Here is a 12,119-nt window from a genome sequence, read left to right on the forward strand (position 1 = left end):
AGAGTAAACGCAAAAGCACTTTTGACAGCCTGCGGCCATCAAAAGATGCTGTTTGCGCTCTCCCGAGGGGGCTGGTACAGAGCCGGTGCATCGAGCACCAACCCTGTACCGGGACTTTGCCCCGGCAGCCTGCGGGCTGCTCCCCAGTGCTCAATGCCCTTTGAAAAGGGCAGCCGCACGGCTTGCCGAAACTTCAAAGCGTGACAAACCGTGACGGTGGTGACGATGTTTTAGACCTCGCCAGCACCCACCAAAAGACCGTCACGGTCGTCACCCTTTGACACGCTGTCCATCTCTCTCCACAGGGAGATTTTGCGTCCACCGTGATTGCGGCTTGCCTTGTAGTGAATATCGTGATCTCGCAGCAGCCGCATCGAGCCGACGCTCAGCCGCAGAGAAAGCACATTGGGCTTGCAGTCCAGATGCAACAGACCGCACAGCTCAGAAGCAGTGCCTTCCCACTGACCACCAGCCGAAGAAAGAAATTCCGCAATGCTGTCCAGAAACGGGTCCGGCGGCTCCTGCCAAAGCTCTGTTTCAACGCTTGCCAGCTCCCATACCAGCGTTTCGGGGTTCTTAGTCAGGTGCAGCCGCTGGTCCTCCTGATCTCTGCCGGTGACATCCAGTACCGCCGCATTGGAGGTGCGCTGCTCCTTGCTGAGAACAAAACCGCCATCCGCTGCACCCAGCAGGCCGTTGGTCCCGGCAATCATATCGAATTTGTCATCTGCCTCCAACTTGCGGGTATGGTGAACGATTACCATCGTCACCTTGTAGCTGTCGGCAACGGCTTTCAGCCGGGACACAATGTCGTAGTCGCTGCTGTAGCTGTATTCTGCGCCGCCAACCTCACGCACCCGTTTCAGGGTGTCGATGATAATCAGACCGGTGTTGGGATGCTCCCGCATAAAGCTGCGAATCTGATCCTCCAGACCGCTGTTGGCTGTTTTACAGTGGGTGGCAAAATACAGATTTTCCGCCGCTTCAGCTCCGAACATTCGGAATAGTCTCCGCTGTAAGCGGGCATAGTTATCTTCCAGCGCAAAGTAAAGAACGCCCGTTTTCCGCACCTTGTAGCCCCACAAGGACAGGCCGGTGCTGACCTGATAGGCAAGCTGGGCCATCAGGAAGCTTTTTCCCACTTTCGGGGAACCGGCCAGTAAGTAGGCGCCTCGGTACAGCAGGCCGTCGATCAGCGGCTCCTGCCCCTCAAAGTCCGTATCATAGAGGGTGGTCATCGATACCGCTTCCAGATAATCCGGGGCCATCCTTCTTTGCATTTCCCGGTAGAAATCATCGTCAGCCCCCTTGAAATCTGAATCAAAATCGGTTAAACTATTGTCAGTAAGTTTTTGGGATGACTGCTCCGTATCTGCGCCAACAGATACAATAGGGGTGGTCATTTCTTTTTCGTTGGTCATTCAAATTCCTCCTTCATTCCGCCGAGAATGTCGGCGATCATTTCAATTAGGTCAAGCAGCTCATCATTGACTACGCTGCCGCTCTCAATTCTTTGCAATTCCAAAAGCACTTCCGTAAGCTGGTTTCGTAGCGCCTTGAAAACTCTGGGATTGCCCTGCACCACTACATCCTTGTGGGTGAGCCGCCGGGTGATATAGTCCTGCTTGGTCAGCCCGGAGAGCTGCACATAGCGTTCGATTTGGGCATCTTCCTCCGGCGATACCCGAAAAGCAACCGTTTTGCTGCGCCAGCGATTATGCTCGTCCCTGTTCTTCAATGACATCTTAAATACCCCTTTCCATATCCAGCTTATCCGCCATTTCTGCCTGCTTAGAAGGAAACAAATGTGCATAGTTGTAGGTAATATCAATACTCTCGTGGCCTACCCGGTCGGCAATAGCAACCGCAGAAAAACCTTGGTCAATCAAAAGGCTGATGTGACTGTGTCGTAAATCGTGGATTCGGATGCGTTTTACGCCGGTTTCCTTACAGCCACGCTGCATTTCCCGATACAGATAGCTTTTTGTGACTGGGAACATCCGGTCATCTATGCCAATGTCATACTGCATCTTCAAATACTCCTGCATCTCATCTGCCAGAAAGCGTGGCATCGTAATTGTGCGATTGCTCTTTTCCGTTTTGGGCGGCGTGATGATGTCTTTCCCGCCGGTGTGCTGAAATGTCTTGTTGATCGTGACTGTGCGTTTATCAAAGTCAAAATCCGCCGGGGTCAGCGCTAGCAGCTCACCCTCACGGATGCCGCACCAGTAAAGCATCTCAAAAGCATAAAACGACAGCGGCTTGTCCATCATTGCATCAATGAATTGCAGATACTCATCCTTGGTCCAGAAAGCCATTTCCCGATTTTTCTTCTTGCCCATACTTCCGGCTTTCTTGCAGGGATTTTCCTTCAGGTTGTAGTACCTGACGGCGTGATTGAAAATGGCGCTAATCTGGTTCTGGATGCTTTTGAGATACACCGGTGAGTAGGGAGCCCCATCCTTGTCACGATAGTTGATTAGCTCATTCTGCCACCGAACAATTTGCTGCGGGGTGATGCTGCTCATTTTGAGCTTTCCAAAGTAGGGGAGCAGCTTGGTGCGGATGATGTGCTCCTTGCTCTCCCACGTGCTGTCCTTGATGCGGCTGCGCCGATCTTCCTCATAATGCTCCACAAAGCTTCGGAAGGTCATATCCAAATCGGAACCCAATTTGTTAAGCTGCTCCCTCTCCCAGCTTTGTGCCTCTCGTTTTGTCTGAAAGCCACGCTTCTGGGATTGCTTCCGTTCTCCGTTCCAATCTGTGTACCGATAAATGACCCGCCAAGTGTTGGTTTTCGGTTCCTTATAAACTGCCAATGTGATTACTCCTTTCTCTCTGCACCGTAGCAGGTGCGCTCCATAAAATACTTTCTGTTCACTCGCCCTGAGATGGTCAACATGCCTTTTTCTTTCAGTTCGGCATTTAACCTCTGGACGATCTTGTAGGCGTAGGATTTGGAAACGCCCAATTCCTGTGCTACTTCCTCCACTCTCATAAAGCTTGTGTTTTCCATTCCATCACCCCTTTCGTTTGGTTATAGTTCTCTTATTTAGTGTCGGAGAACTTTCTGACCGCATTCCGATTTGCCCGAGCGGGTACGCCATTACCGTGACGCACGACGGATATTCTGTTGTCTACAAATAACTTAACGCTATTTGCTATAGCCATTATACTAAACGAATTTGCTATTGTCAAGAGGCTTGCAAGAAAATATTTAACTTTTTTGCTTTTGCTATCTTGACACAACTTAAATTCATATGCTATGCTAATTGCACAATACATAAAGGAGTGTTGTGCTATGGCAATCGGTGAGAGAATTCGCTTTTTCCGTAATCTGCGGGGAATGACACAAAAATACTTGGGGCAGGTGATCGGCTTCCCGGAAAAGACCGCCGACATCCGTATGGCGCAGTATGAATCCGGCAGCAGAACGCCTAAGGCAGAGCTGACGGAGAACCTTGCCAGTGCGCTGGGCGTCTCGCCGCTGGCGCTGTCCGTGCCGGACATTGACAGCTATCTCGGCCTGATGCACACCCTGTTTACCTTAGAGGATCGCTACGGCCTGAGGGTGGAAACCGGCGAAAACGGCGTTTCCCTGCGTGTTGATCCCCGGAAGGGGAAGGACGCCGCTGAGCTTTCCGAAATGCTTGTTGCTTGGGCGCAGCAAGCGGAAAAGTATCGTAGCGGAGAAATCAACCGGGAGGACTACGACAAGTGGCGTTATAACTACCCGAAATATGACGAAGCCTCCGGTTATGTGAAAGTGCCGTCCCAGCAGCTTAGCAATGCAATGGTGGAGGCGTTCAAGGACCGGCTGAAGGCTGATTAAAAAACAATAGAAAAAAAGCGCTATCTGACTTGGCTTCAAATCAGATAGCGCTTTTTGTTATCGCAATAATTCAAATAATGTTGCCATTTTGTTGCCACAGCGGGCACTCATGGCGAAAAAGCCTTGGTATGACTGGTTTTTTTCCGGGATGCAATCATTCCCACTCAAGTCTTGGGCTTTGATTTAGGGTTATAAAATGTACTCTCGATACGCATTTTGTCCAAATAATCCACGTATTTCGGGCTGTACATAGGTTTCTTACGAATTTTGTAGCCGTTTTGTAGCCAGCTATTTTATACGTACTAACCGTTCGCAACGACTTGATTTGAATAATCTGCGGTGGGTTTCAATATGATTTCCGCCAATCATCAGACAAAATTGACCACCTGATTCACCTAAAAAACATCTTGGAGATATGACTATGAGTAAACTTATTTTCTGTCAATTCAACATCGACACAGCCTGCGTAGAATTGGTTTTTGACGATAGAAGCCAGATTCCCATTGACTTCACCGCCGTTGAAAACGAAGTTGCCGATAACCGCTTCCAGCGGTCAGAGCTGGATTATCTGATCTACAACGACCCGCTTGCTTATGCCGATCTGATTCTGAACAGCAAGCTGAACGTCCTGTTTGAATAAACCGACATGAGCATAAACGACAGCGTCCCGGTTCATAATGATTGGGCCGCTGCTTATTATATCATTGTATTTTGCGAACTCATTCCTCGAACAGATACAGAAGATATCCGTAACCCTCTGCTTTCATCTTTGCGTAAGGCACAAAGCGCAGGGCCGCACTGTTGATGCAGTAGCGCACGCCATTGGGGGACTCCGGATCGCCGGTGAACACATGACCAAGGTGAGAATCTCCGGCACGGCTTCTGACCTCTGTGCGGCGCATGCCGTGGCTCAGGTCCTCCAGTTCCACCACGGCAGGCTCTTCAATGGGCTTTGTGAAAGCCGGCCAGCCGCAGCCGCTCTCGTACTTATCCGTGGAGGAAAAGAGCGGCTCGCCGGTGACGACATCCACATAGATGCCCTTTTCAAACTTATCCCAGAACTCGCCTGTGAAAGCGCGCTCCGTGCCGCTCTCCTGTGTAACACGGTACTGCTCCGCCGTCAGCTTGTCCCGGATGGATTCCGCCGCGGGCTTCTGATAGTCGCCCGGATCGATGCGCAGCCGGGAAAACAGCTCCATCTCCGCGCGCGGGATGTGGCAGTAGCCGTTCGGGTTCTTTTCGAGGTAGTTCTGGTGGTACTCCTCGGCGGGGTAGTAGTTCTTGAGTGGGCCGATCTCCACGAAGAACTTTTCACTGCGTCCCCGCTCGATCTCCGCGATGCGCTCCACCGTTTCCTTCGCGCTTTCGTTGGTGTAATAGACACCGGTCTGATACTGGCTGCCCCGGTCGTTGCCCTGCCGGTTCTCCACCGTGGGGTCGATCACATAGAAGTAGGCCAGCAGCAGGGCGTCGAGACTCACCTGTCCGGGGTCATACTCCACCCGCACGGCCTCCCGAAAGCCGGTCTCGCCCTTGCAGACGGTCTTGTAATCGGCGTCCGCCTCGCAGGTGCCGTTGGCATAGCCGCTCTCGGCATCGATGACGCCGGGGATGGACTGCATCAGCTGTTCCATGCCCCAGAAGCAGCCGCCCGCCAGATATATGACATTTTCCGTGGTATCCATATACATGCTTCCTTCACCGGACATATCAGAGGGCTGTCCGGTCATTTCCTTCTCGTCCGTTTTCTGCGGCATATTTTTCTGCCCGGCAGTGCAGCCGCTCAGCAGCAGTACCGCGGTGAGCAGAAGCGGCAATACTCTCCGATACATGGTGTATCCCTCCTTTCTGAGAAGATAAATTCGTTTGTCAGCCCATATCGGCGGCAAGAGCCTGGTCGATGAGCTTTTGCAGCGTCTCCGCCTGCTTTTTTTCCGTGATGGCGCCTACGATGGGCTCACCCACGATATTGCCGTTGCGGTCAACCACATAGGTGGTGGGGTAGGCAAAAATGTTTGTAGTGAACTTTCCCGCCTCGCCGTCGGAAGCGAAATACACATTCTGGTAGGTCACGCCCTTCTTGGCCAGTACATCTTTTGCTTCGGAAATTGCCGCTTCATCGCCATCCAATGTGAAGGTGTTGACACCGATGAGTGCGCCGCCCTTCTTCGCAAGCTCCTTGTTCAGTGCGTCCAGCTCGGAAAGCTCGCCCACGCAGGGATTGCAGGTGGTGAACCAGAAATTCACCACGGTGACGGCGTTGGCGGAGAACAGCTCGTCGCTCTTCACCGTGTTGCCATCCAGGTCCTTGCCCTCAAAGGCGGGGAATTTCTGCATGCTGCCGTCATCAGGCGGCGTGGTCATGTCGCTGCCCGCGGGCACGCTCATAGCGCCATCCGTAGATTGCTGTGCCGCCTCGGGGTACTTTTTCTCTATCATGGTCAGCTTGTTTTCAATCTCGCAGATCTTCTCCGCCGCCTCCTTGAGCAGCTTCAGCTCATCCTCCGTAAACTGATCTTTGGAACCTTCGATGGTGTCCAACAAGAACTCACCATAGTTTTTGCCGTCCTCCTGCATGGTCATGCCCTTGTCGGCCGCCATGAAAACCTTTTCCCAAAGCGCTGTGTCCTCCGAGAGAATGGCATTTTCCTGCGCCATCAGCTCCTTGTGCATGGCAACCGCTTCCTCGGCATTCTTCGGTTCGCTGCTCATTCCGTCCATTTTGTCTCCGCCCTTTGTGCCGCAGGCTGCCAGAGAGAGCACCATCAGTGCAGTAAGTAGCAGCGCCAGAATTCTGCCGGCAGTATTCGTCCTATTCATCTTCATTCGTTTTATTCCTCCCTGTTATTGTTGTTTGTCTGTAGCGTTTCCGCTGCTTTTGCCTTATCTTTACCGTCTCCGAAGCCGTAGCGGAAGCACACGGCTTTCGTCGAACAGGCGCGGATGCACATTCCGCAGCGGATGCACTCGGTATGGTTGGGCGTTTTCGTCACATCCACATCCATCTTGCAGGCTCTGGCGCATTTCCCGCAGGAGACGCACTTATTCTTATCCACCTTCATCTGGAAGAGGGACACCCGGTTGAACAGCGCGTAGAACGCGCCAAGCGGGCAGAGCCACTTGCAGAACGGTCGGTAGAACAGTACGCTCAGCGCAATCACCGACAGCAGGATGCTGAATTTCCATGCAAACAGCTTGCCCAGCGCCGCCCGGACGCCGGAATTGGCAAGGGACAGCGGGATGGCTCCCTCCAGCACGCCTTGGGGGCAGAGGTATTTGCAGAAGAACGGGTCTCCCATGCCAACATCGTTCACAAGGAACGCCGGTAGCAGGAAAACCATCACCAGCAGGACAGCGTATTTCAGGTATGTCAGCGGCTTCAGCCTCTTTGTGGAAAGCTTCTTCGTGGGGATTTTGTGCAGCAGCTCCTGAAACCAGCCGAAGGGGCATAGAAAGCCGCAGATAAAGCGCCCCAGCAGCACGCTCAGCAGAATGAGGAAGCCTGTGATATAGTAGGAGAAGCTGAACTTGGAAGACCCCACCACCGCCTGAAACGCCCCGATGGGGCAGGCCCCGGACGCCGCCGGACAGGAGTAGCAGTTCAGCCCCGGCACACAGACGGTCTTCCCCGCCCCCTGATACAGTCCGCCCTTGAGAAAGTTCGGCAGATGCAGGTTGGTCAGCAGCGTCGCCCCCGCCTGAATCCAGCCCCGGAAGCGGGACATGGTCTGTGAAACGCCTGAAAACTTTTTACCCAATGCCCACACACTCCAGACATAATTTGATTGCTTTGCTCAGCACTGTCGCCGCCTCGCCCCGCCAGACACCAAAGCACAGCATGGCGGCTCCGGCCATCAGCAGCACGATCTGCGCCGCGGCCTTTTTCCCGCAGCTCATTTTTCATCACCCTTTCCGATTTTCTGCCCCCATCATAGCGCGGGAGAGTTAAAGTCTCTGTTAAGAACGAAAACTTAACGCAAACCTTATCTGTTTTTGCTATAATGAAAGCAACACAAAAACGAAGAAACAAAAAGGAGGGCTCTCATGCACCTTTTAGTAATTGAAGATGAACGCGCCCTGTGCGAGACCATCGTTCGCAGCCTGCGGCGGCTGGCCTACAGCGTGGACTACTGCTATGACGGCGAAAAGGCGCTGGCGCTTCTGGGCGTGGAACGATACGATCTGGTGCTTCTTGATCTGAATCTGCCGAAAAAGGACGGCATGACGGTGCTGCGCACCCTGCGGCAGACCGACCGGGAGACGCGGGTGCTGATCCTCTCCGCCCGCAGCGAAGTGGAGGACAAGGTGCAGGGGCTGGATGCCGGGGCGAACGACTATCTGGCGAAGCCCTTCCACTTGGCGGAGTTGGAGGCCCGCATCCGCAGCCTGACGTTGCGGCAGTTCACCCAGCAGGATGTGCTGCTAAGCTGCGGAGGCCTGACCTTTGACACCCGCTCCCGTACCGCCACCGTCAACGGGCAGACGCTGACGCTCACCCGGAAGGAAACTGGAATCCTGGAATACCTGATGGTGCATCAAGGAAGGCCAGTAAGTCAGGAGGAGCTGATGGATCACGTTTGGGAAAATAGCGTGGACAGCTTCAGCAATTCCATTCGCGTCCACATCTCCGCCCTGCGCAAAAAGCTCCGCGCCGTGCTGGGCTATGACCCCATCCGCAACCGCATCGGCGAGGGCTATCTGATGGGAGGCGAGGAGGAATGAAGCGGCTTTCCCTGCAGTGGCGCATCACGCTGATGTCCGTCCTGCTCATCGGCATCACCTGCGTGGTCATGAATTTGCTGCTGTGCTCCTCCGGTGTGTACTATATGGACACCATTGCGGACAGTTTACAAGGCGGCGGCACGGTGATCCTGAATGATGGCGGAGCGGCGAGCTTTGACCCGCAACTCATAGCACCCAACGAGGAGTTGACCATCGTCGTCGATGGGGTGCAGGGGCGCTTCCGCACCACCAACTGGTACATCACGGCGGCGGTAACGCTGCTCAGCGGCATCCTCGCCTATTTTGTCAGCGGACGCGCTCTCAAGCCCCTGCGCAGCTTTGTCTCGCAGGTGGAGCAGGTGCAGCTGAACAATCTTGCCGATATGAGGATCGATGAAGACGCTATTTCGGAGTTCCGGCAGCTGAGCCGCTCGTTCAACCAGATGCTGGAGCGGCTGAACAACGCCTTTGCCGCCCAACGGCAGTTCACCGGCAACGCCGCCCACGAGCTGCGCACGCCGCTGGCGCTGATGCAGGCGCGGCTGGAGCTGTTTTCCGCGGAGCATCCCGACGTGCGGCCAGAGACGGCGGAGTTTCTCACCCTTCTGCGGGAGCAGACGGAGCGGCTGACCCAAATGACCAGAACGCTGCTGGAAATGAGCAATCTGCGGCAGGTGGCGCGGAACGAGCAAATCCAGCTCGCCCCCATGATCGAGGAGATCTTCACGGACCTCGCCCCGCTGGCGGAGAAAAACGGCATCACACTGGAGGCGGAGGGTGACGGCATTATGACTGGCAGCGATGCACTGATCTACCGGCTGATCTTCAACCTGACGGAGAATGCTGTCAAGTACAACCGGCCGGGCGGCTCGGTACGGGTTTCTGTCACTCAGGAGCTGGAAAAGCTCCTGCTCCGCGTCTCCGACACCGGCTGCGGCATCCCGGAGGTGTATCAGCGCAGTATCTTCCAGCCCTTCTTCCGGGTGGACAAGTCTCGCAGCCGGGAATACGGTGGCGCAGGACTGGGGCTCTCACTGGTATGGGAGATCGCCGACCTCCACGGCGGCTCCGTTTGGGTAGAGAAAAGTTCGGAGAAGGGCACTACCATTGCGGTGGGGTTGCCAACGCAACAATCAACGAAGCCCTAAAACCCTTTTATTCGTTTTTCGCCGCTTCGCTTGCCGCCCTGCGGCGTTCCTCTCTGTATGGGGCGGTCAGCCGGAAAGAGAAGCGTCCCTTTTCAATCTCAAATTCCTTGTAGCCCGTGTCCAGGTCTACGTCCGTCAGCTTGCAGACGGCAGGGTGTTTGCGGCTGTATGCGGTCAGCCTGTTTTTGAGGTCGGTGTTGTGGGTGCGGATGAAGATGGTGGGGTCTTTCTCGTCAAAATAGATTTCGGTGGTCTTTTCCTGCTTGGTAAGTCCAGTTCTCATAGGCTTATCCTTTCTGCGGCTCTGTCACTCAATAGGGGTGTTTTTCGGGGATTTTCTTCGGCTCTTGACTTGGGAAAAATGGCGATTTTCAAACAGGAGCGCGCCGGACGATGTCTGCCCTGTCCGACGCGCTCCCATTCGATAAAATGCGTTTTTTCCGGCTCTACACAGGAATCAGCGAGCTTCGTCCCTCGTGACCGCTTTTTCTCTGCGCGGATGGAAGAATCGCCACAGATTATTACGCTGAATTACATCCTCATAGCTGCGGACTTTCCCGCGTAGCTCCGTATTTTCACGCTCCAATTCTGCCGCACGGAGCTTGCTGTGGACAGACTTATAATCAGAAATTTCCTGTTTCAAACTGTCAATCTCAGCCTTGAGCTTTGCAATCAGTTTGTTTGCCGCATCCAACGCCTTTTGCAGTTTGGATTCCTTTTTCTCTGCTGTAACGTACTTCTTTGCCAGAGTGGAAAGTCGGCCAAAGTCCTCACGCTCCACGGCAACTTTGGATGAGAAGGGAATGGACGTTGCCACGATTTTTTCGATAGACCGCACATCGACCCGCTGGTTCTGGATTTTTTCAATTTTGCTTCCAAGCGTTGCTGCCTGCTTTTCCTGCTGACGGTTCTGCTCTGTGAATTCTGCCAGCCGCGCCTGTTCCTGCTGCACCTTGAACTGCGTCACCGTCAGGTGTTCCTCGGAGCTGCCGCGTTCGCCTCGCTCCACATCGTCATACCCTGCCTTTCGCATGGCGGCGAAGAAATCATCTTGCAGAACGGAATAGGATTTTCGGAGCACAGTTTTTCCGTTTGCGTTCAGCAGCGGTTTTCCGTTTTCGTCCAGTGCGGGCTTGGAATCCCACTTCTTGCTCATGCTGACCTGCTGTATCGTTTCCTTGACCGTCCCCACCAGAGATTTATCCTTGCAGCGTTTCGACCACAGGATTTGCTTTTCCACGACGGGAATGTAGACCACATGAAGGTGATAGTGGTACACGTCCTGCCCCAGCGCGTCGGACATGGCGCGGTTGCGCTCGTCGGCGTGCATGACCGCCGAAAGGATGTACTGCTCACCGCCGACGATTTCTATTGCGGATTTGTAAGCATCGGTGTAAAATTGTTTTGCGAAGTCATAGCCGCCGTGATTATGAAAATAGGCGGTGTTTACGTCAAAGACCAGCTCGCCGTAAAGAAAGGCATCCTCTTTCAATCCACGGGTGGAGATGATCCCGTCCTTTTTCAACTGCTCAGACATCTCCGCATATCCGGCGGTCGGTTTCTTGAAATGGACATTGAGGTGCGTTCTCTCCGGGACAATATCCTGATTGACATAGGATTCCTTTTCCCGTTCGTTGTGCTGCTGCGCGTTGCCGATTTTGGCAGCCGTCAGCCTCATATTTCTTGCGCTGGTACGGTGAATACCGTCGCCTCTTGCCATAGGCAGTTTACCTCCTGATTTCAGATTGTGCAGGACGGGGGCAGCTTTCGAGGGAGCACTTCTGCGGAAGTGTAATAACCCACTATGATACTTTCAACCTGCGGCTGCAAAGTATCGTGGGCTCTCCGAGGGGGAACGGGGTATGCGGCTTCTGCGGAAGCCTCTGCCGTGGCTTGCAAGTAGTACCCACTTTGCAAAATCCACGGCGTGACCGCCAGCCTTTCAGCAATCAAATTTGCTTCAACGCTGCCGCCCACAGGCAGAGAGAATTTTGAAAATCCTCTCCGCCATCCATCTCAAAATCTGCTAGTTTTTCGATGGGGACGGGGATGCGAGGGGCTGTGTCAGCTAATGCTTTGCCTTGTCTGCCAGCAACAGGAGCGTGGCACGCTCCTGTCACAGTTCCCAAGGAGGAGTAGTCCATCGGTAGCTCTGCGGCACTCCACGCCGGTCAAGATACTCCTGCCGCGCCTGCTCCCGTTCTTCTTCGGTGGGAGCAGTCTTGTACCGGGAATAGATCTGCCGGTTCAGCATGGCGTCGAGCTTTTGCTCCAAGCCCTGCCGGATTTCTTCTTCATAATCGTCTTCGCCCCGCAGATGATACATGGCGAGGTCGATGAACAGATCATAGGGGATTTATACGCTTTTCATTTTCCTATCCTTTCCTATCCGCGACGGTCGCAACGATTGCGACGGT

The 12,119-nt window shown here is 54.0% G+C and carries 15 protein-coding genes; 4 read left to right on the forward strand and 11 right to left on the reverse strand.

Features of this window, described 5'->3' with window-relative positions; genetic code table 11:
• Window positions 1-230 precede the first annotated feature (230 nt).
• The 4 genes from DV520_RS03055 to DV520_RS03070 are packed head-to-tail and all read right to left on the reverse strand — an operon-like array spanning window position 231 to window position 3,016.
• The gene (locus DV520_RS03055; RefSeq protein WP_117141748.1) at window positions 231-1,421 is read right to left on the reverse strand and encodes an AAA family ATPase; all 1,191 of its coding nucleotides are present in this window, start codon (window positions 1,419-1,421) and stop codon (window positions 231-233) included.
• Window positions 1,418-1,744, reverse strand: coding sequence for a plasmid mobilization protein (locus DV520_RS03060; RefSeq protein WP_117141749.1), 327 nt, complete (start codon window positions 1,742-1,744; stop codon window positions 1,418-1,420). The genes DV520_RS03055 and DV520_RS03060 overlap by 4 nt, the downstream gene beginning before the upstream one ends.
• A gap of 1 nt (window position 1,745) precedes the next feature.
• Complete coding sequence (locus DV520_RS03065; RefSeq protein ID WP_117141750.1) at window positions 1,746-2,819, reverse strand: site-specific integrase; 1,074 nt, start codon at window positions 2,817-2,819, stop codon at window positions 1,746-1,748.
• Between the two features lie 5 nt (window positions 2,820-2,824).
• Complete coding sequence (locus DV520_RS03070; protein ID WP_117141751.1) at window positions 2,825-3,016, reverse strand: helix-turn-helix domain-containing protein; 192 nt, start codon at window positions 3,014-3,016, stop codon at window positions 2,825-2,827.
• Between the two features lie 285 nt (window positions 3,017-3,301).
• Between DV520_RS03070 and DV520_RS03075 the strand changes: the two genes are divergently transcribed.
• Together DV520_RS03075 and DV520_RS03080 are read left to right on the forward strand one after the other, a co-directional pair.
• Window positions 3,302-3,832 carry a helix-turn-helix domain-containing protein gene (locus DV520_RS03075; RefSeq protein ID WP_117141752.1) on the forward strand — a complete coding sequence of 177 codons (531 nt, stop codon included), beginning with the start codon at window positions 3,302-3,304 and terminating at the stop codon, window positions 3,830-3,832.
• A 421-nt stretch (window positions 3,833-4,253) separates the two neighbouring features.
• Window positions 4,254-4,472, forward strand: coding sequence for a DUF6061 family protein (locus tag DV520_RS03080; RefSeq protein ID WP_117141753.1), 219 nt, complete (start codon window positions 4,254-4,256; stop codon window positions 4,470-4,472).
• Between the two features lie 79 nt (window positions 4,473-4,551).
• Here the strand turns inward: DV520_RS03080 and msrB are convergent, their stop codons facing one another.
• From msrB to DV520_RS12230, 4 genes are read right to left on the reverse strand one after another with little or no spacing between them, the layout of a single operon-like run.
• Complete coding sequence (msrB, locus tag DV520_RS03085; RefSeq protein WP_117141754.1) at window positions 4,552-5,664, reverse strand: peptide-methionine (R)-S-oxide reductase MsrB; 1,113 nt, start codon at window positions 5,662-5,664, stop codon at window positions 4,552-4,554.
• A gap of 37 nt (window positions 5,665-5,701) precedes the next feature.
• A complete protein-coding gene (locus DV520_RS03090; RefSeq protein ID WP_117141755.1) occupies window positions 5,702-6,658 on the reverse strand; it encodes a TlpA disulfide reductase family protein in 957 nt (318 codons plus the stop codon).
• 5 nt (window positions 6,659-6,663) lie between these two features.
• Window positions 6,664-7,557, reverse strand: a complete 894-nt coding sequence (locus DV520_RS03095) for a 4Fe-4S binding protein (RefSeq protein ID WP_172616034.1) — start codon at window positions 7,555-7,557, stop codon at window positions 6,664-6,666.
• A 25-nt stretch (window positions 7,558-7,582) separates the two neighbouring features.
• Window positions 7,583-7,729, reverse strand: coding sequence for a CD1871A family CXXC motif-containing protein (locus DV520_RS12230; protein WP_165643166.1), 147 nt, complete (start codon window positions 7,727-7,729; stop codon window positions 7,583-7,585).
• A gap of 147 nt (window positions 7,730-7,876) precedes the next feature.
• Here DV520_RS12230 and DV520_RS03100 point away from each other — a divergent pair, with 147 nt between their 5' ends.
• Together DV520_RS03100 and DV520_RS03105 are read left to right on the forward strand one after the other, a co-directional pair.
• Window positions 7,877-8,554 (forward strand): response regulator transcription factor, encoded by a 678-nt coding sequence (locus DV520_RS03100; protein ID WP_117141757.1) that lies wholly within the window; start codon window positions 7,877-7,879, stop codon window positions 8,552-8,554.
• On the forward strand, window positions 8,551-9,702 hold the full coding sequence (locus DV520_RS03105) for a sensor histidine kinase (protein WP_117141758.1): 1,152 nt from the start codon (window positions 8,551-8,553) through the stop codon (window positions 9,700-9,702). Before DV520_RS03100 ends, DV520_RS03105 begins: the two co-directional genes overlap by 4 nt.
• 7 nt (window positions 9,703-9,709) lie before the next feature.
• Here DV520_RS03105 and DV520_RS03110 read toward each other — a convergent pair whose 3' ends face one another.
• The 3 genes from DV520_RS03110 to DV520_RS03120 all read right to left on the reverse strand — a co-directional run bounded on the left by DV520_RS03110 (window position 9,710) and on the right by DV520_RS03120 (window position 11,977).
• Window positions 9,710-9,985 (reverse strand): hypothetical protein, encoded by a 276-nt coding sequence (locus DV520_RS03110; protein ID WP_058117816.1) that lies wholly within the window; start codon window positions 9,983-9,985, stop codon window positions 9,710-9,712.
• 174 nt (window positions 9,986-10,159) lie between these two features.
• Window positions 10,160-11,422 (reverse strand): plasmid recombination protein, encoded by a 1,263-nt coding sequence (locus tag DV520_RS03115; protein ID WP_117141759.1) that lies wholly within the window; start codon window positions 11,420-11,422, stop codon window positions 10,160-10,162.
• Between the two features lie 396 nt (window positions 11,423-11,818).
• Window positions 11,819-11,977 carry a hypothetical protein gene (locus DV520_RS03120; RefSeq protein ID WP_476737629.1) on the reverse strand — a complete coding sequence of 53 codons (159 nt, stop codon included), beginning with the start codon at window positions 11,975-11,977 and terminating at the stop codon, window positions 11,819-11,821.
• Window positions 11,978-12,119 lie beyond the last annotated feature (142 nt).

Source organism: Evtepia gabavorous (assembly GCF_003425665.1).
In the GTDB taxonomy this organism is placed as follows: Bacteria; Bacillota; Clostridia; order Oscillospirales; family Oscillospiraceae; genus Evtepia; species Evtepia gabavorous.